This window comes from Streptomyces sp. NPDC006174 (assembly GCF_040614075.1).
Classification (GTDB): domain Bacteria; phylum Actinomycetota; class Actinomycetes; order Streptomycetales; family Streptomycetaceae; genus Streptomyces.
This window is the reverse complement of sequence record NZ_JBEXTJ010000004.1, coordinates 314,407-336,651: the sequence shown is the minus strand read 5'-3', so window position 1 is coordinate 336,651 and position 22,245 is coordinate 314,407. Positions and strand designations below refer to the sequence as shown.

Here is a 22,245-nt window from a genome sequence, read left to right as displayed (position 1 = left end):
TGACCAGATGGAAGCGCTCCCATATTCCGCATCGGCCTTCGGGAAACCGGGCGGTGGGCCGGGCCGCTCGGCCCACCGCCCGGCCTCGCTCACCGGAGCCGTCGGATGTCACCCCGGACCCGGTAGAAGCCGCCGGCGGCCGGGTGCAGGGCGTCCACGACGTACCGCGCGCCGGGCTGCCGTATCGCACGCGGGAACTGGACGTTCCAGGAGGTGTCGTAGCCGCCGGACACCACATGGACCCGGAGGCGGCCGCCGGCGTCCTGGACGCATTCCACGACGACCGACCCGGCGGGCGCGTGGGTCACGGTGGTGACCGCTGCGGCGGCCGTGGCGGGCGCGTACGTCGGCAGCGCGGCGGCCAGCTTCACATCACGGGGTGCCGGCACCGAGCCTTGCTGGGCGGCGGAGATGGCGGCCTCGCTCGCGTCCACGCAGACCAGCGAACCGTCGGTCGTCACCAGATACAGCCGCCCCTCGCGGTACTGCATGGACAGCGCCGAACCACCGCCCGTACCGAGCTTCCACAGGCGCGTGCCGTCCTGGTCGAAGCAGTACACGGAGGACGAGGCGTCGCCCGCGAAGACGAACCGCCCGCCGGGCGAGGTGGCGCACGAGTAGACCGCGCTGTCGCAGGCGTACGTGGCCTCGATCGCGCCGGTCGCCTTCGCCAGCCGCTGGACCGCCCGGTGCGCCGTCCCGGCGTAGACCGCGTCGTCCTCCTGCCAGCCGAAGAGCACACCGCCACGGGTGGCCGTGTGCCACAACTCGCCGCCGCCGTCCGGAGCGTAGGCGGTGACGCCGCGGTGGTGGCCGTGGTAGACGGCGCGGTCGTCGGCGCGGACCATCCAGGCGTGCTCGCCCTGGCTGCGGCGGGCCCACTGGTGCTCGTCCTCGTGGTCGATGACGGTCAGCCGGCCGTCGCGGTCGGAGACGTTCAGCAGGCCCTCGTGGATGTCGAGCCAGAAGATGTCGACGTCGGCCGCGATGTCGTACGCCGCGAACGGCAGCTTGGAGGAGAGGTCGTAGACCCGGCCGTCGTCGCAGCCCGCGTAGATCCAGAAGTCGTCCGCGACCAGGCACTTCACGCCGTCCGGGAGGCTGAAGCGGGCCAGGACGCCGCCGTCGTGGTCCAGCGTGTAGACATCACCGGCCTGGTTGCCGACCCAGCACTGCTCGTCGTCGACGTGGACGCCGAACGCCGAGGAGCCCGTACGGAAGCGCCAGAGCACCGGGGCCACGGCGCGCGCGGTGGAGGGGGCCGAGGTCACCTGGCGGCGGGTCACGGCCCGCGGCGCGCGCTGCCCCTGGACGGCCGGCGCATAACCCTTGCGGACCTTCTCCCCGACCTTCTTCGCCGCGGCGGTCCGCGCTTTGGCGACCGTGGAGAACGTCGACGTCTGGGTCTGGCCGCCCGCGCCGATCCGCCCGTAGCGCACCGTCACCACCAGGCCGTCGACGGTCACCTCGTAGAACTTGTGCGCGCCGGCGCCCTCCTGTGACAGCTCCAGATACGTCGTCGTCGGCACGGTGGACGCGGCAGACATGGCAGACCCCTCCCCAGGGCGGACCCGCGGCCGTTCCGGCGGGTCTCACTGCTCACACCGTAGGAGGCGCCACTGACAACGCGTCGCCGCCGCCCTCCGTGACAGAGCGGCGGCGACGGTCATGCGGTGGTTCGAGCTCCTCCCCGGCGGGCTACCAGTAGTGACGCCTTCCGCCCACCGCGCGGCCCGTCGCGCCCAGGACCCAGAGCACCAGACCGATGGCCACGAGAATGATGCCGATGGTCCAGAGGATGGAAATTCCGGCGATCAGGCCGATCACCAGCAGAATGACACCGAGGACAATCATGGAGCCCTCCAAACAATGCCGACTACCTTCGAGTATGCGCCTCATAAAGGTTTTCCGTCGGTCGGCTTCGCGTGGACCCGCAGGATGCGGGTAACAGACAGCGACAAGCCGCATCCGAGGGAAAGCAAGGTGGTCGCGCATGTCCTCCTCCATCGTCGAGACCGTCGACATCAAGGCTCCGGTCGCCGTCACCTGGGCGCTGTGGAGCGATGTCACCCAATGGCCGAAATTCCTGAGCCATGTGCAGCGGGTCGACCCGCTGGACGAGCGGCGTTTCGCCTGGCAGCTGTCGCTGCCCGGCGCGGAGAAGGGGTTCGTCGCGGAGCTGACGGAGGTCGTGACGGAGGACCGCATCGCCTGGAAGACCACCGAAGGCGTCCACCACGCCGGAGTGGTCACGTTCCACCGGCTCGACGACCACTCCAGCCGGGTCGCGCTCCAGATCGAATACGACCCCCAGGGATTCGTGGAACACGTGGGCGCTCTCACCAATCTCGATTCGGCACTCGCCAACTACGACCTCGGTGAATTCCAGAAGCTGGCGGAGCTGACGGCGTCCGGCGGGAGTCCCGAAGGCCGCTGACCGCCGTCGCGGCGCCGCCACCGGGCGCCGGACCCCTGTGCCGGACCTCTGTGCCGGACCCCTGTGCCGCACCCCTGTGCCGCACCCCACGCACAATTCCAGGTGCAATCCGGCGCTGAGCGGGTACGAGACCCTCCGACCCGAGTTCATGCAGGCGCTCCCCTCCTGCCTGCACGAATCGCCGAGGCCCCACCGGTTCACCGGTGGGGCCTCGGCTCTGTCCGGAGGCCGGTCAGGTGCGCGTCTTCCAGCGGCGGCGCCCCTTCGCCGCCGCGACCAGCGCGGGGACCGTGCCGAGCTTGACGCGCGGGCGGCCGTGCTCGCGGCCCCGCGCCGTCTCCGCCCGGTCGATGGCGGCCAGGCCACGGGCGTCCACGACGTCCCGGCCACGGCTGCGGGCGAGGCGGCGGAAGGCCGTGGCCGGATGGGCCGGTGAAGGCAGCGAGCCGGCCACGGCATCGGCAAGGAGCGTGCCGACGGTCTCCGCCGCACAGGTGCGGTTGGCGCCGATGCCGCCCGAAGGGCCGCGCTTGATCCAGCCGACGACGTACGTCCCGGCCATACCGCTCACCCGGCCGCCTTCGTGCGGTACGGTCCCGGACGCCTCGTCGAAGGGCAGTCCCGGCACGGCCACGCCGCGGTAGCCGACCGCCCTCAGCAGGAGTCCCGCCGGGATGTCCTGCTCTCCCGGGCCCGCCGTCACGCGGACGGCGGTGACCGCATCCTCTCCGAGCGCCGCCATCGGAGCGGAGTGGAAGCGGAAGACGATGCGCCGGCCCGGCTCCGGCGGCCGCGACCAGTCCACCGCCCGGCGCTCCACGTCCCGCAGCAGAGCCGCCTTGCCACCCGGCGCCGCTCCGTCGATCACTGCGCCGATCCGGGCGTCGTGGTCGTCGACGACCAGGTCGACGCCCGGCAGATGCTTGAGAGCCAGCAGCTCGGAGGCGGTGCACGCGGCGTCCTCGGGTCCGCGCCGCCCGAGCAGGACCACCTCACGGACCTTCGATCCGCGCAGCGCCGCGAGCGCGTGGTCGGCGATGTCGGTGGCGGCCAGCGCCTCCGGGTCCGTGACGAGGATGCGCGCCACGTCGAGGGCCACGTTGCCGTTGCCGACGACGACCACGCGGTCCGCGCTCAGGTGTACGGATTCCGGCGCCACCTCCGGGTGGGCGTTGTACCAGGAGACGAACGAGGTGGCCGACGCGCTGCCGGGCAGGTCCTCGCCCGGGATGGAGAGGCGGCGGTCGGTGGAGGCGCCGACCGCGTAGATCACCGCGTCATGGTGGGCGGCCAGCTCCTGGGCCGTGATGTCCTTGCCGACCTCGACGCCCAGGTGCATCCGTACGCGCGGGTGCGCGTGGAACCGGGCGAAGGTCTCGCCGACCTTCTTCGTCGCCGGGTGGTCGGGCGCCACGCCGTAGCGGACCAGGCCGCCGGCCACCGGCAGCCGGTCGACCAGGGTCACCTCCGCGTTGGTGTGCAGGAGCAGGTCCTCGGCGGCGTACATGCCGGCCGGCCCGGTGCCGACGACCGCCACCCGGATCGGCGCGAAGTCGGCGGGCAGGCTGCGCTCGAAGGTGGGCTCGCCCCAGGCGTGGAAGTTCGGCCCGTCAATGGCGGGTTCGGGCTCCTTGTCCGTGAAGTAGGCCGCGTTGATGGCGGCGTACTCCTTCTGCGCGCCGAAGAGGCTGTCCACCGGGAAGATCGCGTCGACCGGGCAGGCATCCGCGCAGGCTCCGCAGTCGATGCAGGTCGCCGGGTCGACGTAGAGCATCTCCGTGGACCCGAACGCCTGCTCCTCGGGGGTCGGATGGATGCAGTTCACGGGGCAGACGGCGACGCAGGTGGCGTCGGAGCAGCAGGTCTGGGTGATGGCGTAGGTCATCTCGTCGTCTCGGGTCGTGGTGAGGGAGCGGATCGGCCGAGGCCCTGCGGCCGGGATCAGATCAACGAGGCGCGCTTGTAGAAGAAGAGCGCCGGCTTCGTCAGCAGCCGGGCCGAGGCCAGGAACTCCATCAGTCCCGAACAGCTGGACCGCATCAGCGACTTGTGGTGCTCGTTCACCTTGGCCTCGGCGCGAGCCCGCGAGGAGTCGAGCCCGGCGTTGGCGTAGACGTCCCGGTTCACCATGCTGGTGACGATGTAGTAAGAGGCGATGGCCACCACGATCGCGTTGAGCTGACGCCGTACCGCACCCGCGTTCCGCAGCCGCTTGCGGGTCTCGTCGCGGGCGAACTTCATGTGCCGCGACTCCTCGACGACGTGGATGTTGTTGATGGTGCGGACGAAGGGCGCGACCCGCTCGTCCCGCATCCAGTCGCGCTGCATCACGTCGAGGACTTCCTCGGCCACGAGTATCGCCGCGTAGGCCGCCTCGCCGAACGCCAGGGTCTTGAAGGCGCGGCCCAGCTCCACCACGGGCCGGCGCGGCCGGTAGGCGGGTGCGCCGAGCTTCGCCGCGCCTCGCGCGAACATGATCGAGTGGCGGCACTCGTCGGCGACCTCGGTGAGGGCCCACTGGAACCGGGGGTCGGTCGGGTCCTTGGCGTACATGTCGCGGAGCACCATCTGCTGGAGGATCATCTCGAACCAGATGCCGGTGCTGGCGACGGAGGCCGCTTCCTGGCGGGTGAGCGCCTTGCGCTGGGCGTCGGTCAGCTCGGCCCAGTACGCGGTGCCGTAGAGCGTGGACCACTCGGGGCTCGCGCCGTGGTGGTCCGGGTCGAGCGGGGTCTCCCAGTCGACCTGGGTGGCCGGGTCGTAACTGAGTTTGGCGGACGAGTCGAGCAGGCGTCGGGCGACGTCCTGCTCGGCGAGCCGGTCCTGGTCCTCCGGCCGAACGGTGCTGCTGGACATGGTGCGGCTCCTTGACTCGAGAGATCGGCCCGGCGCCGCCCGCCTCGCCTCCCATCGCTTTCCGCCCGATGAGATCGATGGCCGCCGAGCGCCGCCCCGCTTGTTAGACGCGGCGTCTAGCAAGCTTATTAGACGCAAGGTATAGCAAGAGGGGAGCGCGGGCCTAGACCCGTGCGGCGAATCTGTACGAGCTCTCCACGATCCGGCGTCCACCGAGGCGTTGGCGGACAACGGAGAACCGGCCCGCCTCGGTGGAGCTGAGGCGGGCCGGCAGGGTCCGGACGGTACGGAGGGGCCAAGGGCCGGTACGAGAAGAGCAGTTACGCGGTCACGCCGGGACAGGGGCGTCGGCGTCGGGCCCTTCCGGGCCGGGTGCCGGCTCGGGTTCCGGAGCCCGGTCCTGCTGCTCCGGCCCCTCCCCCGGGCCGCTGAGCTGCTCGCGCACGTAGTTCCAGATCACGGCGATCAGCGCGGCCGCCGGGACCGCGAGCAGGCTGCCCACGACGCCGGCCAGGCTGCCGCCGAGCGTCACCGCCAGCAGGACCACCGCGGCGTGCAGGCCGAGTCCACGGCTCTGGATCATGGGCTGGAAGACGTTGCCCTCCAGCTGCTGCACCGCAATGATGATCGCCAGCACGATCAGCGCGTCGGTCAGGCCGTTGGAGACCAGCGCGATGAGCACCGCGACGAAACCGGCGAAGACCGCGCCGACGATCGGCACGAACGCGGAGACGAACGTCAGCACCGCCAGCGGCAGGACCAGCGGCACGTCCAGGATCCACAGGCCGATGCCGATGAAGACGGCGTCGAGCAGGCCCACGAAGGCCTGGGACCGCACGAACGAGCCGAGCGTGTCCCAGCAGCGCCCGGCGACGGCCGGGACGTCGGTGGCGAGGCGGCCCGGCAGCTGGCGGGCGAGCCACGGCAGGAAGCGCGGGCCGTCCTTGAGGAAGAAGAACATCAGGAAGAGAGCCAGAATCGCGGTGACCAGGCCGCTGAAAACGGTGCTCACCCCGGTGACCGCGGTGTTGACGACGCTGCCCGCGCTGTTCTCGATGCGGTCGACAGCGGCGTCGAAGGCTCCCGTGATCTGGGCGTCGCTGATGTTCAGCGGCGGCCCTGCGGCCCAGTCGCGCAGCCTCCCGATGCCTTCGACGACGCCGTCGGCGAGCTCGCCGGACTGCGAGGCCACCGGCACCGCGATGAGCGCGATGACGCCGCTGCCGACGAGCAGGAACAGCACGGTCACCAGCGCCGCGGCAGGTGCGGGCCGCCAGCCGCGATTGCGCAGGAAGCGGGCGAACGGCCAGGTCAGAGTGGTGAGGAGCAGACCCACTATGAGGGGCCACACCACCGACCACGTCCGGCCCAGAAGCCACAGGGCGACGGCGGCCATCAACAGGACCAGCAGCAGTTCGACCGAGACGCGTGCCGATCTGCGGAGCGCGGTCGCGGTCTTTTCGGAGCTCAACGTGGCAGACATGGGGTCACCTTACGAGTGGATCGGCCGCTCTCCCGCATGCGCGGGGACGCCAGGCCGGCCAGGCCCGCAGGTCAGCCGCCCGGAACAGGTCCGAGGGGCAGCACCGTACGGTGCTGCCCCTCGGACCCCCGGACCGGCCTCAGCTCTGCGGGCGCTTGCCGTGGTTGGCGCCGTTCTTGCGGCGGGCCTTCTTCTTACGACGTCGCTTCGAGGACATCGAACCCTCCTCTTCCCTCTGCTCGGTTGGGCACACATGATCCGCCGGACCATCGGGTCCGGCGGCGAGGAAGACCGCTCCCCGCCCCTACCGTCACAAACTCGGGGCGCGGTCGCAAACCGCCGTCCCGCCGTTCGGGGTCTACTTGAACAGGCCCTCGCCGAAGTCCTCCGCGCAGCGGTCCTCTTCGGCCTGGCTGTTGGCGCTCTGCATGCAGTCCTCCAGGTTCTTGAAGGAATCGGAGCCGGCGACGGACACCGCGAAGATGAGGACGATGACCGAGCCGATCAGCCCGAGTGCGCCGAGGACGGTACCGGCGATCGCCATGCCCTTGCGCGGCGCCCGCCCCTGCCGGGCGCGGAGTGTCCCGAGGATGCCGAACACCAGGGCGAGCAGGCCGAGAAGGAGTCCGCCGACGATCGTCCAGAAGAAGAGGCAGGCGAGCAGACCGAGGACAAGAGCGGTGACCGCGAAGCCGTTGCTCCTCGCGGGTTCCGGAGCGCCGTACTGGGCACCGTACTGCCCTTGGTCCGCGTTCGGCTGCTGAGGGTAACTGGGCATGGACATCGGATACGAACTCCTTACCAAAAGTTGTCCTGTCCATATGCCCCGGAAGACCTTCGATATGCAAATCCGATCTTCGTCCGGCAAAGCTCGGCGCTGCTCTTCGGCGCGCCTTCGGAACTCGGCCGCCAAGTGGTGCTGAAGCGGCTGTCCGACCGCCGCGAGATCGTGGACGAAGGTGAGCGTGTCCGCGCCGGTGAGCGTGTACCGGCGGCGAGTGGCGTCGACCTGCTTGGCGGTGGGAGCGAGGGCCACTTCATGGGTGGCGAGGTCGACGGTGCCGTCGCCGGCCCGGCCGACGGCGATCTCCGCGACACCGGTGGGCTGGGTGATCAGCGCCTCCACCCGTCCTTCCGGCTGGAGCCGCCACCAGCCGCTCTCGCGGGCCGAGGGCCGCAAGGGCCGCCCGTCCGGGCCGAGCAGCCAGGCGCGCGACGTGTAGTGGAGGAAGGGCCGTCCGTCATGGCTGAAGGTGACCTCCTGCGCATAGGCGAACTCGTCGTCCAGCGTCGGATATCCGCCCCGCCCCTGGCCTCCCCAGGTGCCCAGGAGTCCGAGCACCGGCGCGAGGAGTGCGTGCGGTGCCGGTGTCCCGTGCGGTCGGAAGGCGTCGGCGAACGGGTGGAGCGGGGCGGGGTCGGACATGGGCGTGCTCCTGGAGTCGCTTCCGGTGGTGGTGCCGGACAGCAGCCTAGGCGGGACACGCCCTGGGAGACTCGTCGAGCACGAGGACGGCCGGGTCCAGGAGTGCGGCGGGCACCAGGTCGAGGAGCAATTCGACCAAGGCCGCGCGTGCGGGTCGGTCCCGGAGGCATCCGGCCAGGAGCCGCAGCTCGTCCCTGGTGGTGGGTGCGATCGCGGTCCCGGCGTTCATACGGCGCCTCGTCCGCCGCCGAAGCGTCCCGGCGGCTCCGCGAAGAAGTCGAGCAGCGCGGCGTTGACCTCCGCCGGACGTTCCAGATGGCCGAAGTGGCCGGCGCGCGCCATCTCGGTGTAGCGGGCGCCCGGAACGGCTTCGGCGATCTCCCGGGAGGCCGTCGCCGGGATCATGACGTCGTCGGCGAAGCCGATGCAGAGGAGCGGGACGCGGATCGCGGCGAACCGGGGCAGCCGGTCGGTGTCGCCCATGACGTCGTACTGGGCGCGGACGCCAGGTCCGCTCTCACCCGGTGCGTACGTGAAGATGTCGAGCCAGTCGCGCACCGCCCGCGGATCGCGCAGCGTGTGCGGCGAGAGGTAGCACAGGGCCGAGAAGACGGCGCGGTGCGAGGCGGGAACGCCGGTCCCGCTGTCGTACAGGTCGCGGCGGGCCTCGTTGAGCGCGGAACCGAAGGTGTCGGGGCGCGCCCGTCCGGCCATCAGTACGGCCCTGGAGGCGAGTTCGGGGCGGGCCAGGAGGAGTTCGCCGACCACGGCGGCGCCCATGGAGAAGCCGACGATCCGGCAGGGGCCTAGGGAGAGGTGGTCGATCAGGGCGGCCACATCGGCGGCCATGGCCTCCAGCGTGATGCCACCGGGCGGTGACACGTTCGGCGGGAGGCCCCGGTTGTCCGGCGCGATCACCCGGTAGCCCGCGTCGACGAGGGCGGAGGTCTGGTGGGCGCGCCAGGTGGTGCGGCTCGCCGCGGTGCCGTTGACGAGCACGACGGACTCTCCGTCGCCGCCGGTGTCGTCGTAGACGAGGTTGATGCCGTTGAGCGGTACGGAAGGCATGGCCGGATCGGACCTCGCTGCTCTTGAGGCGGTCGGCGAACGGGAGTTCACCCGGAGACGATAGGTTCGGAATACCTTACTTCCGACCGCCTCCTGTGCTGCCCGAGGTGCGGACGGCCTACCGCAAGCAGATCGGGACCAGACCTGGGCTCCGCTGAGCGGCGGCCCGACCGGCACGTTCTTTCTCGGCAAGCCGCAGGTCACCGTGGCGCGCGATGTCAGTCTGAAGATCCGCGCGGGACTGCTCGGGAAGGTGGCGGGCTTCGTGCCGACGAGTTACGAGGAGATGCTCAAGAAGATGTGGCGGGACAAGCCGCTCAGGAGACCCTCAGGGCGTGTCGGCCGTCGTGCTCTCCACGAGGCTCCTGGGCCGCAGGTCGGTCCAGTTCCGCTCCACGTGGTCGAGGCAGGCCTGGCGGGTGTCCTCCGGGTGAACGACGGTCCAGCCGGCGGGCACCTCGACGAAGGAGGGCCACAGGGAGTGCTGTCCCTCGTCGTTGACGAGCACCAGGTAGGTGCCGTTCTCATCCTCGAACGGGTTGGTCATCGATCCTCCGTGAACTCAGGCCCTGACCTCGGGACTTGGCCTGAGGCAAGGCTGCCTTTACCGCGACGGTGGCGACTCTACCCACCTTGCTCTGCATTGACTCCTCAAGGTCCCGGCACGGGCAGCGCGACCGGCTCAGCCCGCGCCGACGCGGCCGTCACAGGCCCAGGTCGCTGAGGCGCGACTCGTACCGGATGGTGAGGTCCTCCTCCTCGACGACCGGGTCGTCCCAGAGGGCCACGAGCTCGGCGCGGACGACCTCGGGCAGGGCCTCGTACCGCTCGTTCCAGCTGTCGGCGTTCGGGATCCAGTAGCCGACGACCTTGAACCGGGTGGCGGGCAGCCCCAGCTCCTTGCGGAGGTAACGGCGTACGGTACGCAGCGCGTTGGTCTCGCCCGCGACCCAGACGTAACCGCCGGTCATGTCCGTGCCGGCCGGGATCGCGGCGCTCACCAGCTCGGCCAGCCGGCTGGCCTCGTGGCCGTTGCCGCCGTAGGTCCAGGTGACCTTGGTGCCGGGCAGCGGCTGGACGGCCTCGGGGCCGGGCAGTTCGACGATGACCCGGGTGGCGACCTCGGCCGGGGTGTTCTCCAGGAGGCGCGCCACGGCGGGCAGGCCGGTCTGGTCGGCGATCAGCACCTGCCAGGCGAGGTCGTCCGGCGGGCTGTAGAGGCCGGTCGGGTCGTTCACGCCGAGCACGTCCCCGGGCTGCGCGTCGGCAACCCAGGTCGAGGCGACGCCGTGGTCGTGCAGCACGAAGTCGACGTCGATCTCCCGGCTCTCCGGGCGGACGGCCCGCACGGTGTACGTACGCATCGGGGCGACGGGCCGGCCCTCCGGCGTCTCCCAGCCCTTCTCCGTGGTGATCGGCAGGGAGATGTCCGAGCGGTCGGGGCCGTGCGGGAAGAAGAGGCGTATGTACTCGTCGCCGACGCCGGTCGACTCGAAGGCGGTGAGCCCTTCGCCATGGAGCGTGACGCGGGTCATCGTCGCGGTGAGCGGCTGGACTCGGGCGACGACGGCTCGGTGGATCGTCATGGGCATGGCCCCTTCGTACGAAGTTTCCGGATCGACTTAGGCCAGCCTAACCTTCCATGAAGGGTTGTTCGATACCACCTCGGGTGCACGGCAACGCCTGGGTCCGGTTATGAGCAGATCCGCGGTAGTTGCTCACCGAGCGGCATGTCCACCACCCGGGTCCCGCCGAGGCCGGTGGCGGCCACGACCATGCCGGGATGGTCCTCCACGCAGGTACCGATCCACACCGACTCCTTGCCGAGCGGATGGGCGCGTATCGCCTCGAGGACGGCTTCGGCGTGATCGGGCGGTACGAAGGCGACGAGCTCGCCTTCGTTGGCGACGTGCAACGGATCGAGGCCGAGGAAGGAGCAGGCGTTGGCGACGGTGTCGGGCACCGGCAGGGACCGCTCGTCGAGCGTGATGCCCACTCCGGCCGCTCCGGCGATCTCGTTGAGCGAGGTGGCGAGGTCGCCTCGGGTCGGGTCGCGCAGGGCGTGGAGGTCCTGGCAGACCGCGAGCGTGTCGGCCACCATGCCGGCCAGGGACGCGGTGTCGCTCTGGATCTCGACGCCGAACTCCAGCCCTTCGCGCACGCTCATGATGGCCACGCCGTGGACGCCGATCTGACCGCTGACCAGCACCGCGTCTCCGGGCGCGGCCCGCTGCGGGCGGATGTCGACGCCGTCGGGGACCAGTCCGATCCCGGCGGTGTTGATGAAGATCCCGTCACCGTGTCCGGCGTCGACGACCTTGGTGTCGCCGGTCGCGACGGTCAATCCGGCGGTACGCGCGGCGTCACCGGGCGCCTGCGCCACCCGGCCGACGGCGGAGAGCTCGACGCCTTCCTCCAGGATGAAGCCGCAGGAGAGGTAGGCCGGGACGGCTCCGGCCACTCCCAGCCGAGGTAGTCCGGCACGCCCATGGCTCCGGTCGGGTTGCCGGCCATGGCGTGGATGCCGCCGTAGGTGGCGCAGGTGCCGATGGCGACACCGCGAGGGCCTTGGGCGTGAGGCGGTCGAGCCACTCGCTGGTGGTGATGGGCTGGCCGGTCTCGGGGTCGTCACCGAAGCCGCACCAGTAGCCCTCTGGCTTGATGCGCTCGTTCGGGATGGAGCCCTCGACCACGAGGACGAAAGGTTCCAGCTCGCCGCGGTCGGCCTTGAAGAACCACTCCACGAAGTTGTCGGCGCCCTGGACCGGCCCGCACGCGTAGTCGATGAGCGGCCGGTGGACGGCGACCTTGGGCAGTCCTGGCAGGGCGCCGAGCGCGAGCTCCTCGATGCTCGGCTGGGTGGCGGCGGTCAGGGAGACGGAGTCCCCGTCGCAGCTCAGCCCGGCGTTGATCCACAGAATGTGAACGGTCGGGTCTTCCTGAGGTGTGTCCAGTACGTCCGTGTCGGCCGTAGCGGCGGTCGGGGCGTCCATGAGCCCTCCTCGGGTCGGCCCGCTTCAGGAACTTCTTACCGGCAGCCTCATTCCTGGATACCGCGCGCGCGTCCCGGGCGGTAAGTGCGCGGTGGCCCTCTTGCCTCGTTGCACTGTTCCGGCGCTGCCGTACGCGGACACGCCGACGGCCCCCGCCGCGGTACGCGAGCGGGGGCCGTCGGGCCGGGCGTCAGGACTCGGTGAGCACCGCGTCGATCTCGCGGAGGAAGTCCTTCAGGTCGTCGGGCGTCCGCGAGGTGATCAGCGGCCAGCCGCCCTCGTCGTCGCGGATCACCGACTTGTCGACCCAGGAGCCGCCGGCGTTGGTGAGGTCGGTCTTGAGGGACGCGTACGAGGTCAGGGTCTTGCCCTGGACGTAGCCGCCCTCGATCAGCGCCCACGGGCCGTGGCAGATGGCCGCGACGGGCCTGCCGGACGCCGCGAACGAGCTGACGATCCGGGTGGTGGCGTCCTGGAGGCGCAGGGTGTCGGCGTTGAGCGTGCCGCCCGGCACGAGCAGGAGGTCGTACGCGGCGGGGTCGACGTCGGCCAGCGTGAGGTCGGGCCGCACGGTGTCGCCGGGGTCGCGGTCGCCCACGAGGGTGCGGATCTCGTCGTCGGAGACCGCCGCGACGCTGACCTCGGCCCCGTGGTCGCGCAGGTGCTTCACGGGGACGACGAGTTCGTCCTGCTCGACCCCGTAGTTGGTGACGATCGCCAGGATCCGGCGGTTGCCGAGATCGGTGGTGGCCATGTGCTGCTCCTTTCCTCACACGTCATACGGTCATGTCGTCCGTAGGTGCTGCTTTCCGCTCATCCGCCGGTGATGCGGACACATTCCGCGACGGTGTCGCGGAGGCTTCCGGTCCGCTCCAGGATCTCGCGCTGGACCCTGGCCCCGTTGCCGCGCCGCTCCAGAGTGGTCAGCGCCTTCTGGGCGGCCTTGAGGTCGCCGCTGTCCTCCAGGGCGTCCCGCACATGGGTGACGAGCGCCTGGAGCACGTCGGCCGCGGGCTCGGGCCGCAGGGTGCGCGGGTGGATCAGCCGGTCGTCCAGACCCGACCGGGCCGCCTGCCAGGACGCCACCCGCAGCAGCGCCACGTTGGTGTCCAGCGGAGGCTCTCCGGCCCGCCACTCCCGCGCGGCCGTCTCCACCAGCGCCCGCACCAGCGTGGCCAGCAGCACGGTGTCCGCCGGGTCCAGGCAGACGTCCGCGATCCTGACCTCCACTGTGGGGTAGTTGGCCGAGAGGCGCGCGTCGAAGTAGACCATCCCCTCGTCCTTGAGCACGCCGGTGCCCACCAGGTCCCGCACCTGCTCGTGGTACCGCTCGGCCGATCCGTGGAGCTCCACGGGTCCGGCCGAGGGCCACCTGCCCCACACCCGGCTGCGGTAGCTGGCGTACCGGGTGTCCTGCGCCTGCCAGAACGGCGAGTTCGCACTCAGGGCGAGCAGGGTCGGCAGCCAGACCCGCACCCGGTCGAGGACCGCGACGCCCTCCTCGTCCGACTCGACCGAGACATGTACGTGGCAGCCGCAGGTCAGCTGCTCCTGCGCGGTCAGCCCGTAGTGCTCCGCCATCCAGTTGTACCGCTCGCCCGTCCCGATCGTCGGGCTGACCGGCAGCGGCGAGGTCGCCAGGGCCGCGACCGAGGCGCCCACGTCGGCGGCGTGCCGGATCGCCTCGGCCCGCCACCGCTGCACCGCCTCGGCGATCTCGTCCATCTCGCGGCAGGGATGCGTGGCGAACTCCAGCTGCTGGCGGTGCAGCTCCGGCTCAAAGGCCGACTCCCCTTCCGCGTCCCGCTCGGCGAGGGCCAGCACGGCCGTCGACAGGGCACGCGCCTCCCCGCTCTCCGGGTCGACCAGCAGCAATTCCTCTTCCACACCAACAGTCCGTACCAATGCGCCCACCCCTTCGGTGTTCATCCGGCGAAATCAGGCCGAGAGGATGGAGTCGTCCTCGGGTCGGGCCCCGGGCAGCCGGTGCCGGGCGGCGACCAGCGCGCTGTCGACATCGCCGGTGCCCGTCGAGACGCACAGGGTGTAGGCGATGTCGTCCATGCGCTGCCGCGCCTCGGTGGAGCCGTTCTCCGCGTGCAGCAGACGCAGGGCCTCGTACTGCTCGACGAGATTGCGCAGCACGGTGGGATGGGCCATCAGCATGCGGGGGGTCCTTCCGCGGAAATCCTCGTGAATGTCATGTGCCCGGCTCGTGTGCTCGGGCACAGCCCCGAGTACCCCGACATGCGCGGGCCATACCCCCGTGCGGGAAGTCTCCCGAGGTACGGCCTGCGGTGCATCGATCGGGCCGCGAGGGGTACCCACCAGGACGGACGACCCGTCCCCGGACACTGCCGGGGCAGCACGGAAGGAAGCTCTCATGACCGACCGCAGGCCGGAAGGCACCGCCTACACCGGGGCTTCCGGCAGCCCGCCTCCCGTACCGGCGGACATGCCGGACCAGCAGAACCAGGAGGGCGAGGACGCCCTCGACATACCGATCCCGGACCGGGTGGCCCGCGAGAGCGGCGACCGGCCCGACCCGGACGAGGCGGGTTCCGGCCGGGAGAAGCCGCGCAACGCAGGTGCGCATCCGGAGGAGCACCCGACACCGGACGAGTCCACGGGCTAGCCGGCCGCCGCATCCGTCCGGGACCCGCCGAAGCGCCGGTCCCGGACGTCCGAGGCCCCCGGGACGCGATGCGTCCCGGGGGCCTCGGAGTCGTTCAACCCGGATCAGGCGGTGGTGATGTTCTCCGCCTGCGGGCCCTTCTGGCCCTGGGTGATGTCGAAGGTCACCGCCTGGCCTTCCTGGAGCTCACGGAAGCCGGTGGAGTTGATGTTGGAGTAGTGCGCGAAGACGTCGGGGCCACCGCCGTCCTGCGCGATGAAGCCGAAGCCCTTTTCCGAGTTGAACCACTTGACGGTTCCGCTGGCCATGCCTGTACCTCTCAGCAGTAAACGGATCCGCACCGCGCGGACCCGGAGGTGATCGCCCTGGTTCTCAGGCACTGCACAGCAAAACGCCCGCGCCAGGCGCGGGCAGGTACTGCGAACCACGACATCTGTCGGCGACGCTACACGGCGGGATCACTCCTCACCAGAGAGCAACGCCATTTTGGTGTGGATCTTCCTGCGGGCAGGTGGCTCGAACCGCACCGATCGCTCCCCGTTCAGGGCGTGTCTCCACCGCGGGCGACGCTCCGCGCCCAGAGGACCAGCGGCAGTTGGACAGGCAGCCTGGCCAGGGCGGCGGCCCGCTGCGGCCGGGGCCGGTCACGCCAGTCCACGGCCATCTGCACATTGGCCGGAAACACTCCGACGAAGAAGCCCGCGGTCGCCCGGGCGGCGGCGCCGCGCGTCCGGGGGTGCGCCAGGCCCGCGGCGAGGGCGAGTTCGACCACTCCGCTGGCGTACGTCCAGGTCCGGGGCGATCCGGGCAGGATCCGGGGGACGGTGGCGTCGAACACCTTCGGCACCGCGAAGTGGAGCACCCCCGCCCCCGCCATGAGTCCGGCGAGCAGCAGAGGAGAACGGGTCCGGGAGGCCATGAGGCTCCTTACGTCGACGAGCGGTCCGGAAACGTGACTTACTTGCGAGTAAGTTACCGGTTCCCGGGCCGCTCGTCGCCGTGACTACTGGATGAACCGCGGCAGCCACCGCGCCTGGTAGTCCGGGTGCCCGGCGTACTCGGCGGCCAGCTGCCGTACGGCGAACCCCAGGCCCGCCGCACGGCCGGAGCGGAAGTCCTGCACCGGGCGGTCGGTGTCCAGCTCGGCGACCTCGACGTACTCCCCCAGCAGCACCCGGTGCGTCTCGATGCGCTCCAGCGTGCGAGCCGGGTCCTGGAGGGCGATGTGGTGGTCGAAGCCGCTGTCGCGCACCGTGAAGGCGACACCGCCCCGGCGGTCGTGGACCTCGCCGGGCACATCCGCCGGACACCGCCATCGGTCCCCGCCGGCAGCCAGGGCGACCTGTTCCTCATCGGCGAGACGCGCCCGGACGAAGGCCACCATGTCTGCGTTGCCGGCCATTGGATGCTGCTCCCTCGTGTTCATGGATCACTGTGGTGATACGGGGAGCATTGTGGTGGACCGGAGCGGCGCGATCCACCACGGCAGGCGGTGCGGGCGGTGGTGGGCGGCAGAGAGGACGAGCGGGTCAGTCCGCCGTCTCACCGGCCCCTTCCGCGGCGAGATCGGCGAGGACCTGGTGGAGGGGCTCGGTCAGCCGGCGGCGGTACTCCTGCACGGCCCAGCCGTTGCCGTCCGGGTCGGTGAAGTACATGAACGTGGCGCCGTCCTCAGGGGCGTACCGCTGCGGCTCGGAGACCTCGACCCCTCGTGCGACGAGCTCCGCGTGCGCGGCCCCGATGTCGGTGACGCAGAGCTGGAGGCCGTGGTACGTGCCCGGCTGCGGGTCGCCGGTCGGGTTCGGCACGCCGTCGGTCAGGGCGATCGAGCAGCCCGAGCCGGGCGGGGTGAGCTGGACGACGCGTGCGCCCGGCATGACCTCGCCGTCGATGTCGACGTGGAAGCCGAGCTTGTCCCGGTAGAAGTCGCGGGCCCGGTCCAGGTCGGTCACCGGGAGCACGATCACTTCAAGGGTCCAGTCCATGGCTGTGCGGCCCTTTCGCTGGGTCGTCGGATGTTTCGGAGGTTCCGTCGGTCTTCCCGGGCACCGTCTCGCCGGGGGTCGCGCCGCCCTGGAGGCGGGCCAGGTCGGAGGGGCGGACCTGGATGACGAACAGGGCGACCAGCGCGGCGAGGACGGCGAAGCAGGCCGCGATGACGAAGGCGCTGGAGACACCTGCGGCGAGGACCTCGTGGCCCCACGGCGGTGGCAGCTCCTGAGTCCTCCGGAACTGCTGTTGCTGGGCCGAAGTGGCCTGTTCCATGAAGCGCGGGAGCTGGTCGGTGAACTCGTGGCGGCTGGCCGTACCGAACATGGTCACCAGGATCGACAGCCCGAGGGAGCCGCCGACCTGCTGGGTCGCGTTGAGGATGCCGGACGCGGCGCCCGCCTCCTTCGGCGCGACTCCGGAGACCGCCATCAGCGTCAGGGAGACGAACTGCATGCCCATGCCGAAGCCGAAGACGAGCATCGGACCGAGGATGGAGCCGAGGTACGAGCTGTGGACATCGGTCAGCGTGAGCCAGCCGAGCCCGATGGCGGCCAGCAGCGCGCCCGTCACCATGAAGGGCTTCGGCCCCCACTTGGGCAGCAGCTGGGAGGCCAGGCCGGCACCGACCGCGATGACGACGCTGACCGGCAGGAAGGCGAGTCCGGCCCGCAGCGGGCTGAAGCCGAGCACGTTCTGCACGAAGAGCGTCAGGAAGAAGAACATCCCGAACATCGCCGCGGCCAGGCTCAGCATCATCGCGTAGGTGCCGGCGCGGTTGCGGTCGCGGAACATCCACAGCGGAGTGATCGGCTGCCGGGAGCGTCTCTCGATGGAGATGAAGAGCGCCAGGAGCACGAGCGCGGCGGCGAAGGAGCCGAGGGTGAGCGGGTCGCTCCAGCCGTCCTCGGAGGCGCGGATGAAGCCGTAGACCAGCAGCACCATGCCGACCGTGGAGGTGAGCGCGCCGACGACGTCGAAGTGGCCCGGGTGGCGTTCGGACTCGCGGATGTAGCGGGGTGTGGCGAGGGCGATGAGCAGGCCGATGGGCACGTTCACGAAGAGGACCCACCGCCAGTCGAGCCATTCGACGAGCATTCCGCCCGCCAGCAGCCCGATCGCGCTGCCGCCGGCCGAGACCGCGGCGAACACGCCGAACGCCCGGTTGCGTTCGGGGCCCTCGCGGAAGGTCGTGGTGATCAGCGACAGCGCGGTCGGCGAGGCGATGGCGCCGCCGACACCTTGGAGCGAGCGCGCGGCCAGCAACTGCCAGGACTCCTGGGAGAGTCCGCCGAGCAGCGAGGCGAGCACGAAGAGCAGCACGCCGAAGATGAAGACGCGGCGGCGGCCGAGGATGTCACCGAGCCGTCCGCCGAGCAGCAGCAGTCCGCCGAAGGTCAGCGTGTAGGCGTTGACCACCCAGGACAGGTTCTCGGTGGAGAAGCCCAGGGACTTCTGCATGTGCGGGAGCGCGATGTTGACGATGGTGATGTCGAGGACCACCATCAGCTGGCACGAGGCGATGACGAGGAGTGCCAGTCCGCTGCCCCGGCTCCGCTGAGCGGGCCGGGCTGTGGTGCCGGGTGTCGCGTGGGAGCCCGTCATGAGTGGGTTCGTCTCTCGTTCCGAGGGCGCTGCGCCCGGTCAGGGGCGGTCGGTCTCTCCGTCGGCCGGATGAACGCGGGCGTTCACCGAACCGACGTTATGACGGAACCCAGGGCCTCGCCATTCGATCACTGGAGCGCGCGGACCGCCGTACGGAAGAGGGCGGGTGCGCGGTGGGCCGCCGGGACGATCATCCGGCGCGGTACGGGGTGGGCGGCGGCGCGCAGCAGGGCCTGGGTGAGCAGCCGGTAGCGGCGTGTGGCCCGCGCCCACCGCGCCGGATAGTCCTCGGGCCGTCCGGCGGCCAGGCAGCCGACCGCCGCCGTCGCGGTGGCCACGGCGAGCGCGATGCCTTCTCCGGTCAGCGCGTCGGTGTAGCCCGCCGCGTCGCCGACCAGCAGGACACGGCCGGCCCGTGGCCGCCGGGCCCGCTGCCGGAGCGGGCCCCCGCCGCGTACGGGAGTGGCGTGCGGGCCGAGCCGGGCGGCGAGGGCCGGGAAGGCGGCCAGGTGCTCCTCGTACGGGCGGCGGTCGCGGCTGAGGACGGCCACGCCCACCAGGTACTCGCCGACCGGGGTCACGTACGCCTCACCGTACGGCGACCAGTGGACCTCGACCAGGTCGGTCCACGGGGCGGTGCGGTAGTGGCGGCGCAGGCCGTAGCGGCCGGGTCCGGTGGCGGGATGGTCGAGGCCGAGGGCGCGCCGCAGAGGTGAGTGGAGCCCGTCGGCGGCGATCAGCCAGCGCGCGGTCAGCCCGGCGGCGGTGACGGTGTCCGGGTCCTGGCTGACCTGCCGGACCTTGCCTTCCACGATGCGTACGCCGAGGGCCTCGGCCCGCTCGTGGAGGGCCGTGTGCAGGACGGTGCGCCGGACGCCGAGCCCGTACGCGCCTCGGAACTCCGCCTCCGCGCTGCGCCGGCCGTCGGTGTACCGGATGCCGCGCAGCGGATGGCCGGCAGGCCGCACGCCGAGTCCGTGCAGCGCGGCGAGACCGCCGGGCATGATGCCTTCGCCGCAGGCCTTGTCGACCGGCGCGGAACGGGGTTCGACGACCACCGCCTCCAGGCCCGCCCGGGCGGCCAGGATCGCGGCGGCCAGCCCCGCCGGGCCGCCTCCCGCGACCAGGACGTCGATCACACCCGTACGTCCGCCACCGGGAGGCGGGCCAGCGCCGCGTCCTCGCAGCGGATCCGGACCACCATGAGGACGGCGTTGAGCGCGGTGAAGAGCAGCGCGGTCACCCAGGCCCCGTGGACGAGAGGCAGCGCGATGCCTTCGGCGGCGACGGCCACGTAGTTCGGGTGGCGCAGCCACCGGTAGGGGCCGCCGGTCACCAGGGGAAGGCCGGGGACGACGATGACGCGGGTGTTCCACCGGGGGCCGAGCGCGGTGATGCACCACCAACGCAGCGCCTGCGCCGCGACGACGGCCGCCACCATGGTCCAGCCGAGGGCCGGCAGGAAGGGGCGGTCGGCGAGGTGGACCTCGGCCAGGCACCCGGCGAGCAGGGCGGTGTGCAGGACGACCATCGCCGGGTAGTGGCCGCTGCCCGCCTCGGTTCCGCCACGGGCCAGGCTCCAGCGGGTGTTGCGGCGGGCGACGACGAGTTCGGCGAGGCGCTCGACGGCGACGGCGAGGACCAGGGCGGTGTACCAGATCATGTGGCGCTCCTGTTCACGGGCGGGTCGGGGGCCGGTGCGCTCAGTGCTACCAGCGCAGCAGCACCAGTTCGCAGCAGAAGCCCGGGCCCATGGCCAGCAGGAGTCCGGGGGTGCCCGGTTCGGGGCGGCGGTGTTCGATGGTGTCCCGCAGGACGTGCAGGACCGAGGAGGAGGAGAGGTTGCCGACGTCGGCCAGCGACCGCCAGGTGACGTCGAGCGCCCCGTCGGGCAGGTCGAGGACCTCGGTGACGGTCTCCAGGACCTTGGGCCCGCCCGGGTGGCAGACCCAGTGCGCGATGTCCTTCGGTTTGAGGCCGTGTTCGTCGAGGAACTCCCGTACGTCGTCGGCGAGGTACTGGCGTACGACGTCGGGCACGGCGGGATCGAGGACCACGCTGAAGCCGGTCGAGCCGACGGACCAGCCCATCACGTGCTCGGTCTCCGGGTACATCCGGCTGCGGGTGGCCACGATCTCGGGTCCGGCGGTGGCCCGCCGTCCGCCGAGCGCGACCACCGCGGCGGCTCCGTCGCCGAACAGCGCGGTGGCCACCAGGTTGGCGGGGCTCACGTCGTGGCGCTGGAAGGTGAGCGAGCACAGCTCGACAGAGAGCAGTACGGCGACATCGTCGGGCCGGCCGAGCAGGTAGTCGTGGATCCGGGCCACCCCGGCCGCTCCGGCGACACAGCCGAGGCCGAAGACCGGCAGCCGTTTCACGTCGGAGCGCAGGCCGAGGCGGGCCACCAGCCGGGCGTCGATGGAGGGAGCGGCGATGCCGGTCACCGAGGTGAACATCAGCAGGTCCACATCGGTGGGCCGGAGCCCGGCCGCGCGCAGGGCACCGCGTACGGCCTGGCCGCCGAGGTCCACGGCCGAGCGGATGAACACGTCGTTGGCGGCGCCGAAGCCGTCCAGGTCGCGGTAGCCGTCGAGCGGCAGCGCGGTGTGCCGGGTGCGGACGCCGGCGTTGCCGTGGAGCCGGTCCAGGACGCGGCGGTCGGCGCCGGGCGGCAGACAGGTCGCGGCCACCATGTCGGTGACCTCGCGCTGGGTGTGGCGGTGGGGCGGCAGGGCCCCGTGGACCGCGGCGATCCGGGTCATTGCGGCTCCTGCGTCGAGGACGTCATCACCCCATCCTGCCCACAGATATGAGCGAAACCCGGCAAAAGAAGCGCGCGGCTGCCGTGTTGACGCGGCCACAGGTCCCTACGATCGTCGGATGGACGCCATGGACGGAGCGGGTGCGGCCACGGCGGCGGTCCGGTGGCCGGGCCGCGCGGCGGGGCTGGCGCTGGCCTGCCATCCGGGCCCGGTGGTCGCGGTGACGGCGCTCGCCTGCGCCTTGGCCGTCGGCGTGGGCCTTACTCCGGCGCGGCTCGCCTTGGTCGGCGCGGCAGTGCTGACCGGCCAGCTCTCGGTGGGCTGGTGCAACGACGCGTACGACGCTCGGCGCGACGCGCGGGCCGGGCGGCGTGGCAAGCCGGTTGCCGACGGTGTGGTCTCCGTCCGCGTGGTGTGGGGTGCGGCGGCGGTCGCGGGCGCTCTCTGCGTACCGCTCTCGCTGGCCTGCGGTCTCCTCGCCGGTACGGTGCACCTCGCCGCGGTCGCCGCCGCCTGGCTCTACAACCTGCGCCTGAAGGCGACGGTGCTCTCCTGGCTCCCGTACGCCGTCGGATTCGCCGCGCTCCCCTCACTGGTGACGCTCAGCCTGCCCGACGCGCCGTGGCCCCGGTGGTGGACGGTCACCGCGGGAGCGCTGCTCGGGTGTGCGGCCCATCTCGGCGACACGCTGCCGGACATCGAGGCGGACCGGGACTCCGGTATCCGGGGGCTGCCGCACCGGCTCGGCGCCACGGGGACCCGGCTGCTGCTTCCGGTGCCGCTTCTCGCCGCGACGGCCGTTCTGGTGCTCGGTCCGCCGGGTCCGGTGGGCGCCGGGTCCGTGGCCGTTCTGGTCCTCGCCGGTGCGGCGGCGCTGGTGGGGCCGGTGCTCGGCCGCTGGTGGCACAAGGCGGCGCTGGCGGGCGCGGTGGCCGTGGCGGCGGCGGATGTGGCGTTGCTGCTGGCGCGCGGCACCGCACTGTCCTGAACG

25 protein-coding genes and 2 pseudogenes are annotated in these 22,245 nt (G+C 71.5%); 3 read left to right on the top strand and 24 right to left on the bottom strand.

The annotated features are described in order from the left end of the window. Positions 1 to 89: 89 nt before the first annotated feature. Both ABZ267_RS11595 and ABZ267_RS11590 read right to left on the bottom strand, forming a co-directional pair. On the bottom strand, positions 90 to 1,547 hold the full coding sequence (locus ABZ267_RS11595) for a WGR domain-containing protein (protein WP_356753387.1): 1,458 nt from the start codon (positions 1,545 to 1,547) through the stop codon (positions 90 to 92). A 151-nt stretch (positions 1,548 to 1,698) separates the two neighbouring features. Next, the gene (locus ABZ267_RS11590) at positions 1,699 to 1,854 is read right to left on the bottom strand and encodes a DUF6131 family protein (RefSeq protein ID WP_015613097.1); all 156 of its coding nucleotides are present in this window, start codon (positions 1,852 to 1,854) and stop codon (positions 1,699 to 1,701) included. A 139-nt stretch (positions 1,855 to 1,993) separates the two neighbouring features. On the opposite strand from ABZ267_RS11590, the gene ABZ267_RS11585 reads away from it, so the two are divergent. Further along, positions 1,994 to 2,437 (top strand): SRPBCC family protein, encoded by a 444-nt coding sequence (locus ABZ267_RS11585; RefSeq protein ID WP_356753385.1) that lies wholly within the window; start codon positions 1,994 to 1,996, stop codon positions 2,435 to 2,437. A gap of 232 nt (positions 2,438 to 2,669) precedes the next feature. Here ABZ267_RS11585 and ABZ267_RS11580 read toward each other — a convergent pair whose 3' ends face one another. The 14 genes and pseudogenes from ABZ267_RS11580 to ABZ267_RS11515 form a co-directional block, all read right to left on the bottom strand. Then, positions 2,670 to 4,322: an FAD-dependent oxidoreductase gene (locus ABZ267_RS11580; protein WP_356753383.1), complete on the bottom strand. Its 1,653-nt coding sequence runs from the start codon at positions 4,320 to 4,322 to the stop codon at positions 2,670 to 2,672. A 56-nt stretch (positions 4,323 to 4,378) separates the two neighbouring features. Then, positions 4,379 to 5,293, bottom strand: a complete 915-nt coding sequence (locus ABZ267_RS11575) for a diiron oxygenase (RefSeq protein WP_356753382.1) — start codon at positions 5,291 to 5,293, stop codon at positions 4,379 to 4,381. 328 nt (positions 5,294 to 5,621) lie between these two features. Next, a complete protein-coding gene (locus ABZ267_RS11570) occupies positions 5,622 to 6,776 on the bottom strand; it encodes an AI-2E family transporter (protein WP_356753380.1) in 1,155 nt (384 codons plus the stop codon). A 358-nt stretch (positions 6,777 to 7,134) separates the two neighbouring features. Then, complete coding sequence (locus tag ABZ267_RS11565) at positions 7,135 to 7,560, bottom strand: DUF4190 domain-containing protein (protein WP_356753441.1); 426 nt, start codon at positions 7,558 to 7,560, stop codon at positions 7,135 to 7,137. Between the two features lie 108 nt (positions 7,561 to 7,668). Continuing rightward, positions 7,669 to 8,202 (bottom strand): annotated as a pseudogene (locus tag ABZ267_RS11560) (FABP family protein); the annotation flags it as partial. A 46-nt stretch (positions 8,203 to 8,248) separates the two neighbouring features. Next, positions 8,249 to 8,431: a hypothetical protein gene (locus ABZ267_RS11555; protein ID WP_356753378.1), complete on the bottom strand. Its 183-nt coding sequence runs from the start codon at positions 8,429 to 8,431 to the stop codon at positions 8,249 to 8,251. After that, positions 8,428 to 9,270, bottom strand: coding sequence for an alpha/beta hydrolase (locus ABZ267_RS11550; RefSeq protein ID WP_356753376.1), 843 nt, complete (start codon positions 9,268 to 9,270; stop codon positions 8,428 to 8,430). Before ABZ267_RS11550 ends, ABZ267_RS11555 begins: the two co-directional genes overlap by 4 nt. Positions 9,271 to 9,598: 328 nt before the next feature. After that, positions 9,599 to 9,817, bottom strand: coding sequence for an MbtH family protein (locus ABZ267_RS11545; RefSeq protein ID WP_356753375.1), 219 nt, complete (start codon positions 9,815 to 9,817; stop codon positions 9,599 to 9,601). A 157-nt stretch (positions 9,818 to 9,974) separates the two neighbouring features. After that, positions 9,975 to 10,856 (bottom strand): siderophore-interacting protein, encoded by an 882-nt coding sequence (locus ABZ267_RS11540; RefSeq protein ID WP_356753373.1) that lies wholly within the window; start codon positions 10,854 to 10,856, stop codon positions 9,975 to 9,977. A 107-nt stretch (positions 10,857 to 10,963) separates the two neighbouring features. Further along, the gene (gene hypE, locus ABZ267_RS11535; protein ID WP_356753371.1) at positions 10,964 to 11,731 is read right to left on the bottom strand and encodes a hydrogenase expression/formation protein HypE; all 768 of its coding nucleotides are present in this window, start codon (positions 11,729 to 11,731) and stop codon (positions 10,964 to 10,966) included. Beyond that, positions 11,728 to 12,263 (bottom strand): annotated as a pseudogene (locus ABZ267_RS11530) (hydrogenase expression protein HypE); the annotation flags it as partial. The pseudogene ABZ267_RS11530 and the gene hypE, both read right to left, overlap by 4 nt. A gap of 190 nt (positions 12,264 to 12,453) precedes the next feature. After that, the gene (locus tag ABZ267_RS11525; protein ID WP_356753369.1) at positions 12,454 to 13,017 is read right to left on the bottom strand and encodes a type 1 glutamine amidotransferase domain-containing protein; all 564 of its coding nucleotides are present in this window, start codon (positions 13,015 to 13,017) and stop codon (positions 12,454 to 12,456) included. 59 nt (positions 13,018 to 13,076) lie between these two features. Beyond that, positions 13,077 to 14,192: a glutamate--cysteine ligase gene (locus tag ABZ267_RS11520; RefSeq protein WP_356753367.1), complete on the bottom strand. Its 1,116-nt coding sequence runs from the start codon at positions 14,190 to 14,192 to the stop codon at positions 13,077 to 13,079. A 9-nt stretch (positions 14,193 to 14,201) separates the two neighbouring features. Then, complete coding sequence (locus tag ABZ267_RS11515; protein ID WP_356753365.1) at positions 14,202 to 14,429, bottom strand: DUF5133 domain-containing protein; 228 nt, start codon at positions 14,427 to 14,429, stop codon at positions 14,202 to 14,204. Positions 14,430 to 14,646: 217 nt separating this feature from the next. On the opposite strand from ABZ267_RS11515, the gene ABZ267_RS11510 reads away from it, so the two are divergent. Next, positions 14,647 to 14,898, top strand: coding sequence for a hypothetical protein (locus tag ABZ267_RS11510; RefSeq protein ID WP_356753363.1), 252 nt, complete (start codon positions 14,647 to 14,649; stop codon positions 14,896 to 14,898). A gap of 104 nt (positions 14,899 to 15,002) precedes the next feature. Here ABZ267_RS11510 and ABZ267_RS11505 read toward each other — a convergent pair whose 3' ends face one another. The 8 genes from ABZ267_RS11505 to ABZ267_RS11470 all read right to left on the bottom strand — a co-directional run bounded on the left by ABZ267_RS11505 (position 15,003) and on the right by ABZ267_RS11470 (position 21,254). Then, positions 15,003 to 15,206 (bottom strand): cold-shock protein, encoded by a 204-nt coding sequence (locus ABZ267_RS11505; RefSeq protein ID WP_003964323.1) that lies wholly within the window; start codon positions 15,204 to 15,206, stop codon positions 15,003 to 15,005. Between the two features lie 233 nt (positions 15,207 to 15,439). Continuing rightward, complete coding sequence (locus ABZ267_RS11500; RefSeq protein ID WP_356753361.1) at positions 15,440 to 15,817, bottom strand: hypothetical protein; 378 nt, start codon at positions 15,815 to 15,817, stop codon at positions 15,440 to 15,442. Between the two features lie 84 nt (positions 15,818 to 15,901). Next, positions 15,902 to 16,300 carry a DUF6221 family protein gene (locus ABZ267_RS11495; RefSeq protein WP_356753359.1) on the bottom strand — a complete coding sequence of 133 codons (399 nt, stop codon included), beginning with the start codon at positions 16,298 to 16,300 and terminating at the stop codon, positions 15,902 to 15,904. Positions 16,301 to 16,427: 127 nt separating this feature from the next. Continuing rightward, entirely contained in the window at positions 16,428 to 16,883 is a 456-nt protein-coding gene (locus ABZ267_RS11490) for a VOC family protein (protein ID WP_356753357.1), read from the bottom strand. Next, positions 16,867 to 18,492, bottom strand: a complete 1,626-nt coding sequence (locus tag ABZ267_RS11485) for an MFS transporter (RefSeq protein WP_356753355.1) — start codon at positions 18,490 to 18,492, stop codon at positions 16,867 to 16,869. Before ABZ267_RS11485 ends, ABZ267_RS11490 begins: the two co-directional genes overlap by 17 nt. A gap of 128 nt (positions 18,493 to 18,620) precedes the next feature. Further along, positions 18,621 to 19,631 carry an FAD-dependent monooxygenase gene (locus ABZ267_RS11480; RefSeq protein ID WP_356753353.1) on the bottom strand — a complete coding sequence of 337 codons (1,011 nt, stop codon included), beginning with the start codon at positions 19,629 to 19,631 and terminating at the stop codon, positions 18,621 to 18,623. Then, positions 19,628 to 20,155: an isoprenylcysteine carboxyl methyltransferase family protein gene (locus tag ABZ267_RS11475; protein WP_356753351.1), complete on the bottom strand. Its 528-nt coding sequence runs from the start codon at positions 20,153 to 20,155 to the stop codon at positions 19,628 to 19,630. Before ABZ267_RS11475 ends, ABZ267_RS11480 begins: the two co-directional genes overlap by 4 nt. A 46-nt stretch (positions 20,156 to 20,201) precedes the next feature. Then, a complete protein-coding gene (locus ABZ267_RS11470; RefSeq protein WP_356753349.1) occupies positions 20,202 to 21,254 on the bottom strand; it encodes a 3-oxoacyl-[acyl-carrier-protein] synthase III C-terminal domain-containing protein in 1,053 nt (350 codons plus the stop codon). A 118-nt stretch (positions 21,255 to 21,372) separates the two neighbouring features. Between ABZ267_RS11470 and ABZ267_RS11465 the strand changes: the two genes are divergently transcribed. Further along, positions 21,373 to 22,242: a UbiA family prenyltransferase gene (locus ABZ267_RS11465; RefSeq protein WP_356753347.1), complete on the top strand. Its 870-nt coding sequence runs from the start codon at positions 21,373 to 21,375 to the stop codon at positions 22,240 to 22,242. Positions 22,243 to 22,245 lie beyond the last annotated feature (3 nt).